Here is a 20,229-nt window from a genome sequence, read left to right on the forward strand (position 1 = left end):
TATGACAGATAAGGTGCCAGCAACGTCGCGCCCCCGTGAAAGCAGCCTTCCGGGTCAGCGCAAGAGCCTTTCGGACATGGTCTTTGACCGGATGTACCGCGCGATAAAATCCGGTGCGTATGCGCCGGACGAGCGTCTTCCGACAGAACATGATCTGGCCAGCGAATTTGAAGTGTCGCGTCCGATCGTGCGCGAAGCGCTGCGCAAACTGCGCGATCAACGGCTGATCTATTCACGTCAGGGGGCGGGTAGTTTCGTTCGGCAGGCGGGTATGCGCGAACCGCTGGGGTTTGGTCAGGTCGAAAACTTTTCGGATCTGCATCGCTGTTACGAATTTCGCCTGACGCTGGAACCCGCCGGAGCGGCCTCTGCCGCGGAACGTCATACGCAAGCGGATCTGGCACTGATCCAAAGCGCGTTGGAGTTGATGCGCGATGCTACAAATCGTAACCGACATCGTGAGGACGCGGATTTTCAGTTCCATCTGGCAATCGCGAAAGCGTCGGGTAACCGTTATTTCTCGACCGCGATGGAGGCGCTCAAGGATCACATCGCGGTTGGTATGCAGTTCCACGGGCGATCGCTGAAGCAAACGCCTGACGGGCTGGATCATGTTTATGCCGAACATCAGGCGATCTTCGAGGCGATCCAGGATCACCGGGCCGAGGACGCCCGTCAGTTCATGGCTACCCATCTGATCGGATCGAGAGACCGATTGTTCGCTGAATGATCAGAAGGCGGCAGCAAAAATGTTGCGCACGTCATCCACGCTCATATCACGAGGGTTGTTGTCCATAAGCCGTCGGATTGCATGTGCCTCTTTGGCCCATCCCGCCAGGCTGTCGTGGGTCGCCCCATGCCGCGACAACTGCATTTCGATCCCGAGCGAGGCACAGAAGTCATATGTCCGCTTTGCCACCTGATCGCTGTCCGGGGTGACCTCAAGCCCGAGGGCGGACATGACTTCAGCGGTTTTTTCCGGACGGGCAGGCGCGTTGAAGGCCAATACATGCGGAAAGATGATCGCGTTTGCCAGACCGTGCGGCAGGTGCAGCCGGGTGCCCAACGGATAGGCCAGCGCGTGACCTGCCGCAGTATTGACCGGACCCAGACAGATGCCACCGTAATAGCTGGCCAGCATCATGCCATTGCGCGCCTCGGTGTCGCGTCCGTTTTCGACCGCGCGCCGCAAATAGCGGCCCACGAGGCCGATCCCCATACGGGCATAGCCGTCGATCATGTCATGGGCGCGCAGGCTGGTAAAAGCCTCAACGCAATGCGCCATTGCATCAACGCCGGTGGCGGCCGTCACGGCGGGCGGGACAGAGTAGGTAAGCTCCGGGTCCAGCACTGCGAGATCGGCGCGCATATGCGGGCTTTCGATCGCCATCTTGGCAGAGGTCGCCGAATTGGTGACAAGCGCACGTATCCCCGCCTCGGACCCGGTGCCCGCGGTCGTGGGCACCTGCGCAAGCCGCGACAGCCGCCGCATGATCTTGTCTGGCCCGACAACGTCTATCAGCGCCTGCGCGCCATCCCAGAGGCATGCCACCAGCTTGGCAATATCCATGACCGACCCACCGCCCAGCCCGATGATGGTGTCGGGCTTGAATTCCGCAGCGGCTGTCAGAGCGGTGGCAAGTGCCTTGTCATCCGGTTCGGGTGGGACCGTGTCAAAGACGCGCACCTGTCCGGGCAGGCCCAGCCGATCCACATGACCCGCGACGGAGCCGGAGGTCAGGACAAGCGTGCGTTCGGCACCTATCGCCCACTGGCCGACAGTTGCGGCAGATCCGGCGCCGATCTCCAGCCTTGCGGGTTGGTGCAGAGTGATGGCTCTGTCCATGCTCATTATGGTGTCCCCCTCAGGCGTTCAGCCGGTCCATTTCGGCCCAGACAGCATTCGTTTCCTCGTCGGTCAATTTGACCAGTGGCGCACGCAGGTTGCGCCAGTCGGCATCGCCGCGTGCCTTGGCCAGCATGGCCTTGACCGTGGGCAGCTGGACGTATGCATTGGTCAGCGTGCGCCAGCCGTTAATCCGATCTTGCGCCGCAGTCACTTTGTCAGCAGCCTCTGGATCGGACCAGTTGTCCCAAATCACCCGCAGCGCGTCAGAGCGAAGGTTCGAGGTCGCAGTGATGCATCCGGCACCGCCTGCTTGAAGCAGCGGCAGCAGCAGCGGATCGGCCCCGGCGAGAACCGCGAAGCCGGGAAAACGTTCGATCATTGCGGTCATGTTGGCGATGTCGCCGGCACTGTCTTTGATGCCCGCGACGATACCGGGAAACGCGTCGCGCAAACGCGCGATCAGTTCATGGCTGATCGGCACCTGCGTGACCTGCGGGATGTGATAAAGGATCACGCGCAGCCGGTCATCGGCCACGACTTCGATCACGCTGGCGTAAAAGTGGAACAGCCCTTCGTCGCTGACCCCTTTGTAGTAAAAGGGCGGCAGCAGGACGCAAGCCCTGGCGCCATGGTCCACCGCGTGCCGGGTCAGTTCGATGGTTTCGGGCACGTTGCAGCTTGACGTGCCGGGCAGCAGTTGGTCGCCACGCACGCCAGCCTTCAGGGCCGCTTCCAACAGGGCCTTGCGCTCTGAAACGGCAAAATTGTTGGCTTCGCCCGTGGTGCCCAGCAGGGCGACGCCGTGGCAGCCCTCGTTCAGCAGCGCCTTGCAATGCGCCGCGAACAGATCCAGCCGAGGGGCACCATCCGCACCGACAGGGGTTGCAGCGGCGCAGTTGACGCCGAAATTTTCTGCGATCATGCGGACCTCCCAGCGACCAGACGCCGTGCATAGGCGATGGCCTCAAGCATGTTTTCGTGTTTGGCGATGCCCTTGCCCGCGATGTCAAAGGCGGTGCCGTGGTCAACGGACGTGCGGTCAATCGGCAGCCCGACAGAGACATTCACGGCGGTATCGAAGGCCACCAGTTTGATCGGGATATGGCCCTGATCGTGGTAATTGGCGACGACCAGATCGAAGGCACCGCTATACGCGCGATGAAATAGCGTATCGGCGGAAATCGGGCCTTGCGCGTCAATGCCTTCGCCGCGCGCCATCTGCACGCCGGGCGCGATCAGGCGATCGTCTTCGTCGCCGAAAAGCCCACCTTCGCCACAATGCGGGTTCAACCCGGCGACGGCGATCCGGGGGGCTTTGATGCCAATGCGTTGCAGATGGGAATGCCCGGCGCGGATGGTGTCACGGATCCGCTCGGGGCTGGTCCGCTCGATCGCGGTTTTCAGCGATACATGCGTGGAGGCGTGGATCACCTTCAGCCGTTCCGAGGCGAGCAGCATGAACGCGCCTTTTTGGCCGGTCAGAGACGACAGCATCCCGGTATGCCCGTCATAATGATGCCCGGCGGCATTCAGTGCTTCCTTGTTGATCGGGCCAGTGACGATGCAGCCAATCCGTCCAGCCTCGGCCGCCCGCACGGCGGCTTCGATGAACCGAAACACTGCCTCCCCGGCGCGCTTGTCCAGCTTTCCCATCGGCAGTGGCCCGCCCTCAACGGGCAGGTCGGTCACAGCAAAATCCTCGCCCGGTTTCAGCGGGCTGCCGATCAGCCCCGCCACATGGCGAAGCGTTTCTGTATTGCCGAAAACGCGGGTTTGCGCGCGGTCATCGCGCGACATGCTCTCGATAGACCTAAGCGTGATTTCCGGGCCAACCCCAGCAGGGTCGCCCATGGTAATGCCGATCATGTGGCCTCCGCGATTTCAAATGGTGTCAGATGCCGGTAGGCGATGGCTCGGCGGTGCAATGTAAAGGCCACGTCCAGCCCGCCATCGGGCGATTCCAGCAGTGCCGGGTAAGAAAGTTCCTGATTCCGGCCATCCTCACTGTTGTTGCTGAGGCACGTTCCGGTGCTTTCGGCGACGGTAATGCTGCGTGGGAAGGTCTGTCCATCATCTTCCGAGAAAGCGACGATAAGCGGCGCGCGAGGGACGCCCCAGATCGGGGTGCAGCCGCCAGTCGCTTCGGGACGGTCGTCGTCGCCCAATTCGTCATAAAGTGACACGCGTCTATCCGGGGACATGTCGGCGTTCACCGGATTGCAACACAGCGCGACGCGCCCGTCGGACAATCGGATCGCGGCGATGGAGGAGTTGTTGTTGGGCATCGAGGTGGCCGAAGGCTCTGACCACGTTTCGCCGCCATCCAAGCTGACAGTACGATGCACGAAGTCGGATTGCCGGCGGCGGAAAAAGGCCAGCAGCTTGCCGTTCCCCGGCACAATCGTCATGTGAACACATCCGGTAGAGCCGGGAACCTCTACGCGCCGCCACGATTTGCCCGCATCCTCGCTGATCGCGACAGAGGCTGTATCATGACGCCCGGTCCAGCGCGCCCCGTCTTTGGGCGTGCAGTGAAATAGCGGCAAAAGCCAGGCCCCGTCGTCGCGGATCATTGGCCTCGCGCGGACAAAGCTGCCACCGGGCAACGGAAGATCCTGTGGCGTTTGCCCGATTTCGCGCATCCGCACGACGCAGCGATCCTGATCGCCTCCGGGCTGGGCGGTATGAAACAGCAGAGTGCGCCCATCCGGAGCGTAAAAAAGGACCGGATTCTGTTCCGACCGGTCCGGATCATCCGTCAGTTGTTCTGCGGCCGACCAGGTGTCGCCTGCCAGCCGACTGCGAAAAATGCAGATGTCCGCCTTGCCTTCCAGACTGCCGCCGAACCAGACACAGCTCAATTGTCCTTGCGGCGAACGCGTCAGGAAAGCTGCATGATTTTGTACACGGGGCGAGCCCAGCACTGCATGCCTGTCCGCGATGCGCCCGGTCATGGCGCGCGCAATATCTGCGGGGGCTTTGGGGAAGGACAACATGAGGACTCCGCGTTGATTGGGACGCAACAATTGCGGCAGAAAATAAACAGTTGTCAAGTTGAAAAGTTCATTTCGGCGTAAGATGAATGTAGGTGTGTAGTCATTATATATTGTAAATAAAGGATAAATTATGCATCATTGTTTTCGAAGAAATGAAGTTAATACAACAGTTGACAAATAACTTTACTTGTCGTTTCATCTGTCTGGCAGCAGTATGGTGGGCGGATTGTCCTCCCGTGGAAAGGTCTGGTAATGCGCGACAAGCCTGCCATGACGGCAATTGTTCTCATGTTGTTCGTTGCGATTATCAGCGCAACGGATGCCGTGATTGTCCGGCTGCTTGCGGGTGAGATCCACCCATTCGTGATCGGTTTCACGCGCGCGGGATTTGGTCTTTTGGCGATGCTGCCATGGATGATGAAGCGTCCGCATATCCTGAAAACCAAGCGCTACGGGCTTCACGCATTGCGCGCGGGATTGAAGCTGTTGTCGCTGGTGGCACTGTTCGCGGCCCTGGCCGGTGCGCCGCTGGCCTCTGTGACGGCGATCGGCTTTGCTGCGCCTGTATTCGTGACCGTTGGCGCGTGGTTCCTGTTGGCAGAGCAGCCAAGGCCGCTTCGGATATTTTCGGCGGCACTTGGCTTTGTCGGTGTCGTGGTGATCCTCAAGCCCGCGATGGTGGGCGGTGCAACGGCAACTGCGCTGTGGCTGGCGCTGCTGTCTGCATTGTTGGTGGCGACCATTCAGTTGATCTTGAAGGTCATGGGCCGCACCGAAGGCGCCGAGACTTTGGTTGCGTGGAACCTAATCACCATGGTGCCGCTGGCGGTATTGCCTGCGATTTATTTCTGGACCACACCGACGCTGTTGCAGTGGGGTTTGCTGGCGCTGCAAGGCTCGCTTGGGGCGATCAATCAGGTGGCGGTCACGCGGGCCTTCCAGCTTGGCGAAGCATCACTGGTGGCCCCGATGGATTTTCTGCGGCTGCCGCTTGTCGCGGCGCTTGCCTACATGCTGTTTGGAGAGGTGGCCGGGCTGGCCACATGGGTCGGGGCGTCACTCATCTTTGTTTCCATCGCGCTGATGGCATCGACCGCGCGCAGCAAGTTGTCGCCGGAGTGATGTTGTTCGGGGTTAGAATGATATAAGATTAGCATCACCGTGCATCAAAGTATGTTTCACGGGGGCTTCGCACTGTAGTAGAGTTTTTGAAGGAAAGCGCGTCAGAAAAGAACGGCGCACCCGAGAAACGGCCGGGTCAGGCAGCGATACCCGGTACGAAAAATACGCTGCATGACACGGAGGAGACCTGAATGAACATTCGATCCTATCTCTACGGAAGCGCCATAGCGCTCGCCACGGCCGTTCCGGCGTTTGCACAGGACAGTGACGTGACCATCGTCCTCAACGAGGATCTGGAAACGGTCGAGCCTTGCATGACCTCGCAGTCCAATATCGGTCGTGTGATCCAGCAGAACATCTCGGAAACGCTGGTCGAGCTGAACACCTCGGATGGCAGCCTGATGCCCCGGCTCGCAGAAAGCTGGGAGGCGGTTGATGAAGGCACATGGCGTTTCGCGCTTCGGCAGGGCGTCAGCTTTTCGGACGGGTCGGCATTTGATGCGGCCGATGTGGTCCAAAGCTATGAACGTGCCGTATCCGACAAGATCGCCTGCGAGATCGGGGCAAAGTATTTCGGCGGCATGACGCTGGACATGAATGTCGTTGACGACCACACGCTTGAAATCACATCGGACCCGGCGCAGCCGATCCTGCCGTTGCTGATGTCGACCCTGACCATCGTTCCGTCTGAAACGCCGTTCGAGTTCGTGCAGCAGCCCGTAGGCACCGGACCCTATGAGATGACCGAGCGCAATGTCGGCCAGAACATCACGCTGGAGCGTCGCGACGATTACTGGGGCGAGACCCCGGCAGTGACAAAGGCCACCTATAAGTTCCGGTCCGACGATGCGGTGCGTGCCGCGATGGTCGCGACCGGCGAGGCCGACATCGTGCCGCTGATCGGTCAGGAGCAGGCGACAAACCCCGCAACGGACTTCGCATATCCGAATTCGGAAACCACCTACCTGCGGGTCGATCACGGGGTTGCACCGCTCGATGACATCCGGGTGCGCAAGGCCATGAACATGGCCGTGGACCGAGATGCCTTCCTGGGCACGCTGCTGCCGCAGGACGCCGTCCCCGCGACCCATATGGTGCCGCCCTCGACCCTCGGCTTCAACAGCGACCTGTCGCCCTGGCCCTACGACCCCGATCAGGCCCGCGCGCTTCTGGAAGAGGCCAAGGCCGACGGTGTTCCGGTAGATGCCGAAATCACCATGATCGCACGGATCGGCAATTTCCCCAACGTGACGGAAGTGGCCGAGGCGCTGACCCAGATGTTCGGGGATGTCGGTTTCAACGTCGATCTTCGGATGTACGAGGTGGCGGAATGGATCGATTTCTACTCCAAACCATTCGCCGAGGGCCGGGGACCGTCCGTATTGCTGGCGATGCATGACAACAGCCGGGGCGATCCGGTATTCTCGATGTTCTTCAAATACGCCTGTGAAGGGCTTCAGTCGGGCTTCTGCTCGCCAGAGCTCGATCAGATCATGGCCGACGCGACCGCCGCCACCGGTGACGACCGCGCCGCTGCCTGGAAGGAGGCCTTCGCGATGATCCACAACGATATCGTGGCGGATGTGTTCCTGTTCCACATGGTCGGTTTCAGCCGCGTGGCCGAGCGTCTGGACTTCACCCCGACCATCGCCACCAACTCCGAGCTTCAGTTGGCGCAGATCAATTTCAAGTAACGCCTTGAGATTACCGGAAGGCGCATCCGCCCGCCTTCCGGACCCAACACCACGGAGCCTCGTGTCATGAAGTCGTTTCTGACCAAGCGTGCCTATGCCAGCTTGATATCGCTGCTGTTTCTGGTCGTCGCAGTGTTCTTTCTGTCACGGCTGACGGGCGACCCGACGAACTTGTATCTGCCGGTCGATGCCAGCCTGGAAGCGCGCGAGAATTTCCGAGCCCTGCATGGGCTGAACGATCCGCTAATCGTCCAGTTCGGGCGGTATCTGGCGGATCTCGCAATGCTTGATTTCGGCGAGTCGATCCGCCGCTCGCGCCCCGCGTTGGACGTGGTGCTGGAAGCGTTCGAGTGGACGCTGATACTTGCCGCCATCACGATGGCTATCGTTACCATTTCAGCCATCGTGATCGGCTCTCTGGCTGCTTTTCGGGTCGGCGGATTGTTTGACCGCACGGCAACGTTCTTTTCCCTGATCGGTGCCAGCGCCCCGGACTTCTGGATCGCCATCGTGGCTATCGTGCTGTTTTCGGTCAATCTGGGATGGTTGCCGACCTCTGGCACCGGCACGGTCTGGCATTGGATCATGCCCATCGGAGTGCTTTTCATCCGCCCCTTCGGGCTGATCCTGCAAGTTGTGCGCGGGTCGATGATAACCGCGCTCGGGTCGGCCTATGTCAAAACCGCACGCGCCAAGGGGGTCGCCTCGCGTCCGATCATCTTCGTGCATGCGTTGCGCAATGCGATGCTGCCGGTGATCACTGTTATCGGCGATCAGGCCGCCGCCATTCTGAATGGTGCCGTCGTGGTCGAGACGATCTTCGGCTTTCCCGGTGTCGGCAAACTGATGATCGACAGCATCCTGCAACGTGACTTCGCGGTCGTTCTGGCGGCCATCATGGTGACGGCTCTTGCGATCTTCGTTATGAACCTGCTGATCGATCTGGCGTATTCCGTGCTCGATCCGCGCATCCGGTATTGAGGTGCCGATGACCCATACCCCCCCAAAAAGCGCCGCGGTCAAGGAAAAAAGCAAGCTTGCTGCGTTCTGGTCGATGCTGCTGGCCGACAAGCTTGCGCTGGCCGCTGTGATCTTTCTGCTGATCGTCATCACCTGCGCCTTCATCGGCCCGTTCTTTCTGGAATATGACGCAGGACGACAAAACCTGCGTGGTCGTAACGCGCCGCCGTTTGATCTCTCGCGCGGCTGGCAATTTTTCCTTGGCGGCGACCAGTTGGGCCGCCCGCTTCTGGCGCGGATCATCGTTGCGGCGCATAACACCATGATGGTGGCGGGCGGCTCTGTCGTGACCGCCATGGCGGTCGGGGCCACTCTGGGCCTGATCGCGGGAAATTCGCGCGGTCGCGCGGGGCAGATCATACCGCGTTTGGCGGATGTGATCATGTCGTTTCCATCGCTGCTGCTGGCGGTGATCGTATTGTACATGCTGGAGCCGTCGGTGGGGAACATCATCATCGTTCTGGCGATCACCCGCATCCCGATCTACCTGCGTACCACGCGCGCCGAAATTCTGGAGGTCCGCGAACGCATGTTCGTGCAGGCGGCCAAGGTGATGGGTGCGTCGGAGATGCGGATCATCTTCCGTCATATGCTGCCGGTGATTTTCCCGACGCTTCTGACCATCGCGACGCTGGATTTTGCCTTCGTCATGCTGGCGGAAAGCGCCTTGTCCTTTCTTGGCATCGGCATTCAACCGCCAGAAATTACCTGGGGCCTGATGGTCAGTCAGGGGCGGCCTTATCTGACCACCGCATGGTGGCTGTCTTTCTGGCCGGGTCTGGCAATCGTTTTGACGACACTCAGCCTCAACTTGCTGTCGAACTGGATGCGCACAGCGCTGGACCCGCAGCAACGCTGGCGTCTGGAAATCGGAGACAAGAAGAATGGGTGACCACCTACTCGAAGTGCAGGATCTGTCGGTTACTTTCCACACGGTGCGCGGCCCGGTGCATGCGGTGCGCGATGTCAGCTGGCATCTGGATCGCGGCGAAGTGCTGGCGATCCTGGGTGAAAGCGGGTCCGGAAAATCGGTCTCCGCTTCGGCCGTCATGGATCTGATCGACATCCCGCCGGGCGAAATCTCCAGCGGGCGCATCCTGTTCGAAGGGCGCGATTTGTTGACGATGAGCCGTGACGAGCGACGCATGATCAACGGCAAGCGGATCGCGATGATCTTTCAGGATCCGCTTAGTCACCTAAACCCGGTCTACAGCGTCGGCTGGCAGATCGAGGAAACGATGGTCATCCACGGCACGTCGCGTAGCGAGGCCAGGGCCGAGACGGTCAGGTTGCTGCGCAAGGTCGGCATCCCCGACCCCGAAGGTGCCGCGAAAAAATATCCGCATCAGTTTTCCGGCGGTCAGCGGCAACGGTTGATGATTGCCATGGCGCTTGCCCTGCGGCCTGACGTGCTGATCGCGGATGAGCCGACCACGGCGCTGGATGTCACCGTGCAGGCGCAGATTCTGGCTTTGCTGGAAGAATTGCAGACGGAAACCGGGATGGGCCTTCTGATCATCACCCACGATCTGGGTGTGGTCGCAGAGATGGCGCACCGCGTTGTGGTGATGAATGGCGGCCAGATCGTCGAAACGGGCAGTGCTGCGCAAGTCTATCACACTCCGCAGCACCCCTATACGCAAAAGCTGATCGCGGCAGCGCCCGGTCAGGGGGACATGTCGCTTGGCGTGGCCGAGCAGGAGCCGCTTTTGCGGCTGACGGATGTGAAAAAGAACTATGGCGATTTTGCGGCCCTGAAGGGCATCAGCTTTGATCTGCTGGCTGGGGAAACCCTCGCCGTTGTGGGTGAAAGCGGATCGGGCAAATCGACCATGGCGAAGGTTCTGTTGCGGCTCGAAGAGGCGTCTGGCGGCAAGGCCGAGTACGAGGGACGAGATCTCTTCGCGCTCAGCCCGGCTGAATTGTTTGAAATGCGCCGCGACATCCAGATGGTGTTTCAGGATCCGACACAAAGCCTGAACCCCGGCATGTCGGTCTACGATCTGATCTCCGAGGCGTGGGTGATCCACCGTGAAATCCTGTCTAAAGACAAATGGAAGGCCCGCGTTGCGGAACTGCTGGAACAGGTCGGGTTGCAGGCCGAACATATGCACCGCTACCCGCATCAGTTCTCGGGCGGGCAGCGCCAGCGGATTGCCATTGCGCGGGCGCTTGCGTTGGAGCCGCGGATCATTGTCTGCGACGAGGCGGTTTCGGCGCTGGACGTGTCGATCCAGGCGCAGGTGATCGAATTGCTTGACAGTTTGCGCCAAGAGCTTGGCCTGAGCTACATATTCATCGCGCATGACCTGCCGGTGGTCCGCGATTTTGCCGACCGGGTGATTGTCATGCAGGGCGGCGAGATCGTCGAACAGGGCAGCGTTCGGCAGATATTCGAGGCACCTAGGATGCGCTACACCCAAGAACTTCTGGCTGCGAGTCTGAACCCCGACCCCGAGGTGCAGGCCGCGCGACGCGTAAAACGACTGGAGATGGCTCAATGAAACCTGACGTGATGGTTCTGTACCCGACGCGCCCAAAAGCCTGGGCGCAACTGGAAGCGGCCTATACGCTGCACCGCTACGACGAGGCTGAAGACAAGGCTGCGTTCCTGGCCGCGCACGGCCCGAAATGCCAGGGTGTCGTCACCAATGGACATGCGAAACTGTCGCGGCAGATGGTTGAGGCTATGCCGCAGCTGAAAGTCGTCGCCTGTTCGTCGGCCGGGTACGAAGATATCGACGTGGACGCGTTGACCGACCATGGTGTGACGCTGACCAACACCTCTGTCGCTTTGTGCGATGACGTGGCCGACACGGCTATTATGTTGATGTTGGCGGCGCGGCGGGGGCTGATTGATGCACATGCCTATACGGTCGCTGGCGACTGGGGTCGCAAGGGCATGTATCCGCTGCAACACACGTTGAAAGGCGCGCGGTTGGGCATTGTCGGCATGGGCACGATCGGACAGGCGATTGCCGCGCGGTGTTCGGTCATGGGAATGCAGATCGCCTATTACGGTCGCCGCGAAAAGCCAGAGATCGCCTATCCTTATGTTGCAGACCTGACGGCGCTTGCGGCTGAAAGCGACGTGATCGTGTTGGCCGTTGCTGGCGGGGACGCAACGCGCGGGCTGATGGACGAGGCCGCGTTGAATGCGCTTGGCCCTTACGGTGTGCTGGTCAACATCGCACGCGGCAGTGTCGTGGACGAACCTGCAATGATCCGCGCGCTGAAAGACGGCAGGCTGGGGCGGGCCGGTCTGGATGTGTTTCTCAACGAACCGAACCCCGATCCAGAATTGACCGCGCTGCCCAATGTGACGCTCTATCCGCATCACGCGTCGGGGACGGAGGAAACGCGCGATGCCATGGCGCAACTGGTCGTCGATAACCTCGCCGCATTCTATGCTGATCAGCCCTTGCTGACAGCAGTTAACTAACTCTGCCACAGGAACATAATGACCATATTGCACTACTTCCGCTGGGCCTTTGCCGTCACCGTGCTGGGTCTGATGCTGACGCTTTGGCTGGGCTGGACCTATTCCGGCACTATCGCAGGCACGCTTAGCTTCTTTATGATCGGCCTTGTGCTGGCGATCCTCGAGATTTCGCTGTCCTTCGACAATGCCATCGTGAACGCCAACAAGTTGCAGACCATGACGCCGATCTGGCGACAAAGGTTTCTGACATGGGGTATCCTGATCGCCGTGTTCGGCATGCGGATCGTCTTTCCGCTTCTGATCGTGGTGATCGCTGCGCGCATCGGCCCGATAGAGGCCGTGCGCCTCGCGGCACGCGAACCTGCCGAATATGCCCGCATCATCGGCGATGCGCATCTGTCGATTGCGGCCTTTGGCGGGGCATTTCTGATGATGGTGGCGCTCAGCTACTTTGTGGATGAGGGCAAGGAGGTTGACTGGATCGCCGCGCTGGAACGCAACATGCGCCGCTTCGGATCTATCCGGGGGATGGAGATTGCCTTTGTTCTGGCGGTGATGCTGGGCTTTGCGACGGCCTTGCCGGATCAGGACGCGGGCAGGTTCCTGTTCGCGTCCAGTGCGGGCCTGCTGACCTTTCTTGCGGTTGATATGCTGGGCCATGTGCTGGACAAATCCGATGCTGCGGGCACCGTGGCGAAGGGTGGTCTTGGCGCGTTTCTCTATCTTGAGGTGCTGGACGCGTCGTTCAGCTTTGACGGCGTCATCGGGGCGTTTGCCTTGACGCAGAACCTGTTCCTGATCGCCATCGGGCTGGGCATCGGCGCGATGTATGTCCGGTCAATGACCATCATGCTCGTAGAGCGACAAACACTGGCAGAGTTCCGCTATCTCGAACATGGCGCTTTCTGGTCCATCCTTGTGCTGTCGATCATCATGTTCCTGCAAACCATCTGGCACGTTTCAGAGATCATTACCGGATCGCTGGGCGCGGGTTTCATCCTGATGGCGTTCATTTCTTCGGTCCTTTATCGCCGATCCGAAGTCGAAAGCTGAAAAATGCAGCTCCCAGAAGCAACCACCGTGGCACTGCCGTCATCCGCCGCTGTCGCCATCGCCGGACAACAGTTCGCCATTTGCGCAGACGCGTCGCAGTGACCGCTTGTGCTGTTTAACATTCCGAAAGAAAGGCTTCTCATGATTGACAATAGCGACCTAAAGGAACGTATCCGCACCGGATTGTTGTCTTTTCCTGTCACTGCGTTCAACAGCGACGGTGACTTTGCCCCGAAGCCCTTCGCCGCGCATCTGGAATGGCTGTCGAGCTATCCCGTCGCCGGCCTGATCGTCGCGGGTGGCACGGGCGAGATGTTCTCGCTGACCCCTTCCGAGATTGTCGAGGTGGTCAAAACCGCCAAGCAGACCCAACCCGATGCGCCGATCATTGCAGGCTGCGGCTATGGCACCCGCATGGCCTGCGAGCTTGCGCAAAGTATCGAGGCGGCGGGCGGCGACGGTATCCTGCTTTTGCCCCATTACCTTATCGGTGCGCCACAAGAAGGCATCGAGGCGCGCATCCGTGCCGTGTGCAAGTCAACGAAAATGGCGGTGATCGTCTATAATCGTGGGCAGGCGCGGGTCACGGCAGAAACGCTGGAACGGCTTGCGGATGATTGTCCCAATCTGATCGGCTTCAAGGACGGCACCGGAGACATCGATACGGTGCGCCGGGTCACGCTGAAGCTGGGCAACCGTCTATCCTATATCGGCGGGATGCCCACGCACGAGCTGTTCGCGCAAGCCTATCGCGGGGCCGGCATGCCGACCTATTCCTCTGCCGTGTTCAACTTTGTTCCCGAAATCGCGCTGCGTTTCCACAAGGCGTTTACGGCGGGCGACGATGCGACCTGCGAACAACTGCTTGCGGACTTCTACTACCCGTTCGCAACGATCCGTGATCGCCAGTCCGGCTACGCGGTTTCGGCGGTCAAGGCCGGGGTTATCCTGCGTGGGTTCGAGGCAGGCCCCGTGCGTAGCCCACTGACCGATCTGACCGATGAAGAAATGGAGATGATGAAGGATTTGATCGAAACAAGTTCCTGATCATGGTTAGCGATACGCTGTCCGAATATTCTGTGCCTGAATTGCTTGCCTGCCATTCAGGCCATATCGCGGCAGCCGATCCTGATGCATCCCAGACAGAGCTTTTGTCCAACGACCCGGCGCGGCGGGCGCGCCCCGCACCGTTCTGACAGCCCGTTCCGGTGTGCGCACTGAGCAAAATTTATCCGCATGTTGGCCATTTGTCCCAAAATATGCGCAGGCCGCACCATCGCCCCTATCAATCTAGTAACGTGAAAGCGATCCGCCATGCCCCATGATCTGACCAAAGCTCTCACCGGGATATCCGGCATCCTGGTCACCCCGATGACAACGGATAGAAAAATCGACCCGGATCGTCAGAAACCGGTCGTGGACAAGGCGATTGCGGCTGGCGTGCATGTGCTGACCGCCAATGGCAACACAGGCGAATTCTATAGCCTGTCCCTTGAGGAGGCTGAAGAGATGTGCCGCGCCGCTGCCCGACACATCCAGGGCCGCGTGCCGCTTGTTGCCGGGGTGGGCCGCTCTGTCGTGGACGCATGCCATTTGGCGCGCAGCGCCAAAGCCGCAGGCGCGGATGCGCTGATGATCCATCAGCCGCCAGATCCTTTCGCCGCGCCGCGCGGATTGGTGGCCTATGTGCAGGCTGTGTCAGAGGCGGCGGACCTGCCGATTGTGCTTTATCTGCGCAATGACACCATCGGAACGCACGCAATTGCCGACCTTTGCGCCGTTCCGGGCGTTGTGGGCGTAAAATGGGCCACACCCAACCCGCTGAAACTCGCCGACGCGATGGCGGCCAGCGATCCCGATATCATCTGGGTCGGCGGATTGGCCGAGGTGTGGGCACCGCCGTTCTACGCCGTGGGCGCGCGTGGGTTCACCTCTGGCCTGATCAATGTCTGGCCAGAACGGTCCGTGGCAATTCACGCGGCGCTCGATTCCGGCGATTACGCAACCGCCAAGACGCTGATTGCCGAGATGAAGCCCTTCGAGGATGTCCGAGCGCAAGAATCGAACGGGACAAATGTGACGGGGGTGAAGGCGGCTCTGCGCGCCATTGGCCACGAACGTGGTCCGACGCGGCCACCGTCAGCCTGGCCTTTGACTGAGATGCAGCAGGATATGCTGGAAAGTTTCATTGCGCGACATGCGATTACGTTCTGACGAAACAGGGCAGGTTGCCTGTGGTACACGGCTCGTCGGCGGTATTTTTGACGGGCTCGGACAATGCAATTGAACCCGGATCAGTGGCCGCGCCGCACAAATCTGCCACAGACGGCATTGGCAAATTGCTTGGGCAAGGGCAGTGGCAAAATCGTCTCGTGCCACTGGGGGATCGGTTTAGGGTTACGTTAGCGCAAACATTTTGCTAATAAAGGGCGAATGCAAGGGATTATTCTTAACATGAGCATGACCAAAGACGCCCGGCCAGTGAACGACGCTGAGCTAAAGCAAGCCGTCGAACAGCACTTGATTTACACGCTTGGCAAGGACGCAAGGCATGCTTCGGTCTACGATTGGCGAATGGCGCTGTCCTATGCCATCCGCGACCGCATCGTCGGGCCGTGGTTCCATGCAACGCGCAGGACGTATGAAGGCCAGCGCAAGCGGGTCTACTACCTGTCGATGGAATTTCTGATCGGGCGGATGCTGGAAGACGCGATGATTAATCTCGGCCTGCTTGAGGCATCTGAAAGTGTCGCGAAGTCACTGGGTTTTGATCTGCGCCAGATTATCGAGGATGAGCCTGACGCCGCACTGGGAAACGGTGGCCTTGGCCGTCTTGCCGCGTGTTTTCTGGAATCGTTGTCCTCGCTGGGATGTCCAGCGCATGGCTACGGAATTCGTTATGAACACGGCTTGTTCCGGCAGCGCTTTGAGGGCGGGCAGCAGGTCGAGACGCCGGAAGATTGGCTGACGCAGGCGCATCCGTGGGAATTTGCCCGCCCGGAATCTGCCTATGAAATTGGCTTTAAGGGCGAGGCCGTGAATGGTGACTGGCATCCGTCGGAGAGCGTCATCGCCTCCGCATATGATATGCCGGTGATCGGCTGGCAGGGACGCTGGGCCAACACATTGCGGATGTGGAGCGCCAAGCCCACAACGCTGTTTGATCTGGAACGTTTCAATTCCGGTGACTACGCCGCAGCGGCTGAACCAGAGGCGCTGGCTCGCACGCTCAGCCGGGTGTTGTATCCGGACGACACCACCTATCAGGGCAAGGAATTGCGCCTGAAACAAGAGTTTTTCCTGACCTCTGCCGCGCTTCAGGACATCCTGCGCCGGTACCTGTCGGAATATGATGATCTGACAAAGCTGCCACAGAAAGTGGCGATCCAGATGAATGATACCCACCCGGCAATTGCCGGACCAGAGTTGATCCGGCTGCTGACCGACAAGCACGGGCTGGAATGGGGCGTGGCGCAGGACATCGCCCGCGCGACCTTGGGCTATACCAACCACACATTGCTGCCCGAAGCGCTGGAGCGGTGGTCGACATGGCTGATGGGGAACATCCTGCCACGCCATATGCAGATCATCGAACGTATTGACGATGACCATCGACGCGCCACGAAGCGCCCTGCCCATGTCGGGATCGTGCGCAACAACGAGGTGCAGATGGGCGAGCTGGCCTTTATCATGTCGCATAAGGTCAACGGCGTCTCGGCACTGCACAGCGATCTGGTGAAAAAGACGGTCTTTCACGATCTGAACGAATTGCATCCCGGCCGCATCATCAACCAGACCAACGGCGTGACCCCGCGACGCTGGCTGAAGCTGGCGAACCCGCCGCTGGCCGGGTTGATCTCTGACACAATCGGCGATGGCTGGATCGGCGATCTTGATCAGCTCAAGGCGCTAGAACCACATGCCAATGACAAGGCGTTTCGCAAGGATTTCCGCGCCGCCAAGCGGACCAACAAGGTGGCGCTGTCGAACTGGGTCGGCGAAACCATGGGGGTGCAGATTAACCCGAATGCCATGTTCGACGTCCAGATCAAGCGCATCCACGAATACAAGCGCCAGCATCTCAACATCTTCGAGACCATCGCCCTGTGGCACAACATGCGCGAAAATCCGGATGCGGGCTGGGCACCGCGTGTGAAGGTCTTTGGCGGCAAGTCCGCGCCGGGCTATGCCGTGGCGAAAGAGATCATCCACCTGATCAACGACGTGGCGCAGGTCATCAACAATGACCCGGTCACCGGCGATATGCTGAAGGTGATCTACCCGCCCAATTACAACGTCTCGATGGCCGAGCGGCTGATCCCGGCGGCGGACCTGTCGGAACAGATCTCGACCGCGGGCAAGGAAGCGTCTGGCACCGGCAATATGAAGTTCACCATGAACGGGGCCTTGACCATCGGCACGCTGGACGGCGCCAATGTCGAAATCCGCGAGCATGTGGGGGCGGAGAACTTCTTTCTATTTGGCCTGACAGCCGATGAGGTCATCAAACGCCGCCGCAATGTCCGCCACGCGCGTGACGCGATCGAGGCAAGCCAGAACATGCAGCATGTCCTGCAATTGATCGTCGAAGGCCGATTCAGCCCGACCGATCCCGACCGCTATCACGGGTTGGTCGACAGGGCGTGGAACCACGATCACTACCTCGTCGCGGCGGATTTTGAGGGCTACTACACCGCTCAACGCGCTGCCGATAAGCTGTATCTTGATCCCGAGGCTTGGTCGGAGCAGGCGGTGCTAAATGTTGCCCGCTCCGGATTTTTCTCATCTGACCGGACAATTCGTGGTTACATGGCGGATATCTGGGGCACAGAATCGGCCCTGGACGGGGAGGAAGACGCAGCATGAGCGACGCCCTAAACTCGGACGCGGCCAAGTCGCTATCGCAGGGCCGACACGGGGACCCGTTCACGATCCTTGGTCCCCACGAACGGAACGGCAAGCCCACGGTCACGGCCTTCGTCCCCGGCGCGGAAACCGTCGAGGTGTTGACTGGCAAGGCGAGCGTGACGCCCCTGTCGCCCGTCGCAGGCTCCGAAGGGCTGTTCACGGGGGCGCTGAAACGGAAGGCTGCAAACTACCGGTTGCGGGCACGAAATGCGGAGGCCGAATGGGAGTTTGACGATCCCTACCGGTTCAGCCCGGTGATCGGCGAGCAGGACGAATATTTCCTGGGCGAAGGCAGTCATCAGCGGATCTGGCAGGTGCTGGGTGCCCATGTGATGACGCATGAAAAGGTATCGGGCACACATTTCGCGGTCTGGGCACCAAATGCGCAGCGCGTGTCGGTGATTGGCAATTTCAACGTCTGGGATGGACGCCGCAACCCGATGCGCCGCCGCGGGGCAACTGGCGTGTGGGAGCTGTTCATCCCCGGTCTGGGCGATGGCGAAGTTTACAAGTACGAAATCATGGCCGCGGATGGCACCGTGCTGCCTGCCAAGGCCGACCCGGTCGGCTTTGGGTCCGAACACCCGCCTGCCACCGGGTCTGTGGTGCGTGACATCCGGGGTGCCAAATGGGCCGACAAGGCTTGGATGACCAAGCGCGCGAAAGTGCAGAATGTCGATGCGCCCATGTCGATCTACGAGGTGCATCCGGGCAGTTGGAAACGCGTCGCCGAAGATGGCGGGCGGCCCTTGTCCTATATCGAGATGGCGACGGACCTCGTCGATTACGCCGCCGACATGGGTTTTACTCATATCGAGTTGATGCCGATCAGCGAGCACCCTTTTGATGGATCCTGGGGCTATCAGCCCGTCGGTATGTTTGCCCCGACGATCCGCTATGGCACGCCGGACGAGTTTCGCGCTTTCGTGGACGCGGCGCATAAGAAGGGTATCGGCATTCTGCTGGACTGGGTTCCGGGACATTTCCCCACCGATGTTCACGGTCTTGGCCAATTCGACGGCACCGCGCTGTATGAACACGCTGACCCGCGCGAAGGGTTCCATCAGGACTGGAACACACTGATCTACAATTACGGCCGGACCGAGGTTGCCAACTACCTCATTTCCAACGCGCTCTATTGGCTTGAGGAATACCACGTCGATGGGCTGCGCGTCGATGCCGTGGCCTCGATGCTGTATCGCGACTATTCCCGCAAACAGGGGGAATGGGTGCCCAACAAGGATGGTGGCCGCGAGAATTACGAGGCGATCTCGCTGATGCAGCGCACGAACACCATCGCCTATGGCGAGGTGCCGGGCATCATGACTGCAGCCGAGGAAAGCACCGCCTTTCCCGGCGTGTCCCGCCCGGTGGATACCGGCGGGCTGGGGTTTGGTTTCAAGTGGAACATGGGCTGGATGAACGACAGCCTGCGCTACATCGAACAAGACCCGATCCACCGAAAACACCACCACAACGAGATCACGTTTTCGCTGAACTATGCGTTCACCGAGAATTTCATCCTGCCGATCAGCCATGACGAAGTGGTGCACGGCAAGGGCAGCATGATCGCCAAAATGCCGGGGCAGGGGGATGAGAAATTCGCCAACCTTCGCGCCTATTACAGCTATATGTGGACGCATCCGGGCAAAAAGCTGTTGTTCATGGGCTGCGAGTTCGCGCAGGGCGGAGAGTGGAACCACGACAGCGCGTTGGAGTGGCATCTGCTGGATTATCCGCAGCATCGCGGCATCCAAACCCTCGTGCGCGATCTTAACAAAGTCTATCGCGAAACCCCCGCGCTGTACGTCAATGACACGCGGGCCGAGGGGTTCGAGTGGCTTGAGGGTGGCGATGCCGAGAATTCCGTGCTGGGCTATATCCGCAAGGGCGGACCGAAGGACAAACCAGTGGTGGTGCTGTGCAATTTCACCCCGGTGGAGCGCGCGGGCTACCGTATCGGTTTGCCGGGGCCAGGCCGTTGGCGCGAGATCTTCAATTCTGACAGTGCCATGTATGGCGGCGGCGATCGAGGCAACATGGGCGGCGTCACTGCCGAGGAAAAAGAGTGGATGAACCATCCACATTCGGCGTCAATCGTGCTGCCGCCGCTGGCGGTGGTGATGTTCCAGGCAGACTAATTCC

The 20,229-nt window shown here is 60.1% G+C and carries 17 protein-coding genes; 13 read left to right on the forward strand and 4 right to left on the reverse strand.

Annotated elements, in window-relative coordinates:
• Window position 1: 1 nt before the first annotated feature.
• Window positions 2-730: a FadR/GntR family transcriptional regulator gene (locus B8991_RS09880; RefSeq protein ID WP_084352830.1), complete on the forward strand. Its 729-nt coding sequence runs from the start codon at window positions 2-4 to the stop codon at window positions 728-730.
• Here the strand turns inward: B8991_RS09880 and B8991_RS09885 are convergent, their stop codons facing one another.
• Genes B8991_RS09885 through B8991_RS09900 form a run of 4 tightly spaced genes read right to left on the reverse strand, consistent with a single transcriptional unit; the run spans window position 731 to window position 4,845 of the window.
• The gene (locus tag B8991_RS09885) at window positions 731-1,852 is read right to left on the reverse strand and encodes an iron-containing alcohol dehydrogenase (protein WP_143514544.1); all 1,122 of its coding nucleotides are present in this window, start codon (window positions 1,850-1,852) and stop codon (window positions 731-733) included.
• 13 nt (window positions 1,853-1,865) lie between these two features.
• Window positions 1,866-2,771, reverse strand: a complete 906-nt coding sequence (locus B8991_RS09890; RefSeq protein ID WP_084352832.1) for a dihydrodipicolinate synthase family protein — start codon at window positions 2,769-2,771, stop codon at window positions 1,866-1,868.
• The gene (gene pdxA, locus B8991_RS09895) at window positions 2,768-3,715 is read right to left on the reverse strand and encodes a 4-hydroxythreonine-4-phosphate dehydrogenase PdxA (protein ID WP_084352833.1); all 948 of its coding nucleotides are present in this window, start codon (window positions 3,713-3,715) and stop codon (window positions 2,768-2,770) included. Before pdxA ends, B8991_RS09890 begins: the two co-directional genes overlap by 4 nt.
• Entirely contained in the window at window positions 3,712-4,845 is a 1,134-nt protein-coding gene (locus B8991_RS09900; RefSeq protein ID WP_084352834.1) for a sialidase family protein, read from the reverse strand. Before B8991_RS09900 ends, pdxA begins: the two co-directional genes overlap by 4 nt.
• 252 nt (window positions 4,846-5,097) lie before the next feature.
• Between B8991_RS09900 and B8991_RS09905 the strand changes: the two genes are divergently transcribed.
• From B8991_RS09905 to glgB, 12 genes are all read left to right on the forward strand, one after another.
• Complete coding sequence (locus B8991_RS09905) at window positions 5,098-5,967, forward strand: DMT family transporter (RefSeq protein ID WP_084352835.1); 870 nt, start codon at window positions 5,098-5,100, stop codon at window positions 5,965-5,967.
• A gap of 191 nt (window positions 5,968-6,158) precedes the next feature.
• Window positions 6,159-7,661, forward strand: coding sequence for an ABC transporter substrate-binding protein (locus B8991_RS09910; protein WP_084352836.1), 1,503 nt, complete (start codon window positions 6,159-6,161; stop codon window positions 7,659-7,661).
• 66 nt (window positions 7,662-7,727) lie between these two features.
• The gene (locus B8991_RS09915) at window positions 7,728-8,642 is read left to right on the forward strand and encodes an ABC transporter permease (protein WP_084352837.1); all 915 of its coding nucleotides are present in this window, start codon (window positions 7,728-7,730) and stop codon (window positions 8,640-8,642) included.
• Between the two features lie 7 nt (window positions 8,643-8,649).
• The gene (locus B8991_RS09920; protein WP_084352838.1) at window positions 8,650-9,573 is read left to right on the forward strand and encodes an ABC transporter permease; all 924 of its coding nucleotides are present in this window, start codon (window positions 8,650-8,652) and stop codon (window positions 9,571-9,573) included.
• Entirely contained in the window at window positions 9,566-11,185 is a 1,620-nt protein-coding gene (locus B8991_RS09925; RefSeq protein ID WP_084352839.1) for an ABC transporter ATP-binding protein, read from the forward strand. The genes B8991_RS09920 and B8991_RS09925 overlap by 8 nt, the downstream gene beginning before the upstream one ends.
• Complete coding sequence (locus tag B8991_RS09930; protein ID WP_084352840.1) at window positions 11,182-12,123, forward strand: 2-hydroxyacid dehydrogenase; 942 nt, start codon at window positions 11,182-11,184, stop codon at window positions 12,121-12,123. Before B8991_RS09925 ends, B8991_RS09930 begins: the two co-directional genes overlap by 4 nt.
• An 18-nt stretch (window positions 12,124-12,141) precedes the next feature.
• Window positions 12,142-13,176: a DUF475 domain-containing protein gene (locus tag B8991_RS09935; protein ID WP_084352841.1), complete on the forward strand. Its 1,035-nt coding sequence runs from the start codon at window positions 12,142-12,144 to the stop codon at window positions 13,174-13,176.
• Window positions 13,177-13,320: 144 nt separating this feature from the next.
• Window positions 13,321-14,223, forward strand: a complete 903-nt coding sequence (locus tag B8991_RS09940) for a 5-dehydro-4-deoxyglucarate dehydratase (RefSeq protein WP_218673209.1) — start codon at window positions 13,321-13,323, stop codon at window positions 14,221-14,223.
• 2 nt (window positions 14,224-14,225) lie between these two features.
• Window positions 14,226-14,372: a hypothetical protein gene (locus tag B8991_RS21445; protein WP_179141463.1), complete on the forward strand. Its 147-nt coding sequence runs from the start codon at window positions 14,226-14,228 to the stop codon at window positions 14,370-14,372.
• Window positions 14,373-14,490: 118 nt separating this feature from the next.
• Window positions 14,491-15,390, forward strand: coding sequence for a dihydrodipicolinate synthase family protein (locus B8991_RS09945; RefSeq protein ID WP_084352843.1), 900 nt, complete (start codon window positions 14,491-14,493; stop codon window positions 15,388-15,390).
• 240 nt (window positions 15,391-15,630) lie between these two features.
• Entirely contained in the window at window positions 15,631-18,042 is a 2,412-nt protein-coding gene (locus tag B8991_RS09950) for a glycogen/starch/alpha-glucan phosphorylase (protein ID WP_084352844.1), read from the forward strand.
• On the forward strand, window positions 18,039-20,225 hold the full coding sequence (gene glgB / locus B8991_RS09955) for a 1,4-alpha-glucan branching protein GlgB (RefSeq protein ID WP_084352845.1): 2,187 nt from the start codon (window positions 18,039-18,041) through the stop codon (window positions 20,223-20,225). Before B8991_RS09950 ends, glgB begins: the two co-directional genes overlap by 4 nt.
• The last annotated feature ends 4 nt before the right edge of the window (window positions 20,226-20,229 follow it).

Source organism: Primorskyibacter flagellatus (assembly GCF_900176485.1).
In the GTDB taxonomy this organism is placed as follows: Bacteria; Pseudomonadota; Alphaproteobacteria; order Rhodobacterales; family Rhodobacteraceae; genus Primorskyibacter; species Primorskyibacter flagellatus.

Bases quoted from the DNA above. Each gene is read 5' to 3' on its own strand.
- B8991_RS09915 (WP_084352837.1), top strand. From the start codon at position 7,728: ATGAAGTCGTTTCTGACCAAGCGTGCCTATGCCAGCTTGATATCGCTG.
- B8991_RS09950 (WP_084352844.1), top strand. From the start codon at position 15,631: ATGAGCATGACCAAAGACGCCCGGCCAGTGAACGACGCTGAGCTAAAG.
- B8991_RS09880 (WP_084352830.1), top strand. From the start codon at position 2: ATGACAGATAAGGTGCCAGCAACGTCGCGCCCCCGTGAAAGCAGCCTT.
- B8991_RS09930 (WP_084352840.1), top strand. From the start codon at position 11,182: ATGAAACCTGACGTGATGGTTCTGTACCCGACGCGCCCAAAAGCCTGG.
- B8991_RS09900 (WP_084352834.1), bottom strand. From the start codon at position 4,845: ATGTTGTCCTTCCCCAAAGCCCCCGCAGATATTGCGCGCGCCATGACC.
- B8991_RS09890 (WP_084352832.1), bottom strand. From the start codon at position 2,771: ATGATCGCAGAAAATTTCGGCGTCAACTGCGCCGCTGCAACCCCTGTC.
- B8991_RS09885 (WP_143514544.1), bottom strand. From the start codon at position 1,852: ATGAGCATGGACAGAGCCATCACTCTGCACCAACCCGCAAGGCTGGAG.
- B8991_RS09945 (WP_084352843.1), top strand. From the start codon at position 14,491: ATGCCCCATGATCTGACCAAAGCTCTCACCGGGATATCCGGCATCCTG.
- B8991_RS21445 (WP_179141463.1), top strand. From the start codon at position 14,226: ATGGTTAGCGATACGCTGTCCGAATATTCTGTGCCTGAATTGCTTGCC.
- B8991_RS09935 (WP_084352841.1), top strand. From the start codon at position 12,142: ATGACCATATTGCACTACTTCCGCTGGGCCTTTGCCGTCACCGTGCTG.
- glgB (WP_084352845.1), top strand. From the start codon at position 18,039: ATGAGCGACGCCCTAAACTCGGACGCGGCCAAGTCGCTATCGCAGGGC.
- B8991_RS09925 (WP_084352839.1), top strand. From the start codon at position 9,566: ATGGGTGACCACCTACTCGAAGTGCAGGATCTGTCGGTTACTTTCCAC.
- pdxA (WP_084352833.1), bottom strand. From the start codon at position 3,715: ATGATCGGCATTACCATGGGCGACCCTGCTGGGGTTGGCCCGGAAATC.
- B8991_RS09910 (WP_084352836.1), top strand. From the start codon at position 6,159: ATGAACATTCGATCCTATCTCTACGGAAGCGCCATAGCGCTCGCCACG.
- B8991_RS09920 (WP_084352838.1), top strand. From the start codon at position 8,650: ATGACCCATACCCCCCCAAAAAGCGCCGCGGTCAAGGAAAAAAGCAAG.
- B8991_RS09905 (WP_084352835.1), top strand. From the start codon at position 5,098: ATGCGCGACAAGCCTGCCATGACGGCAATTGTTCTCATGTTGTTCGTT.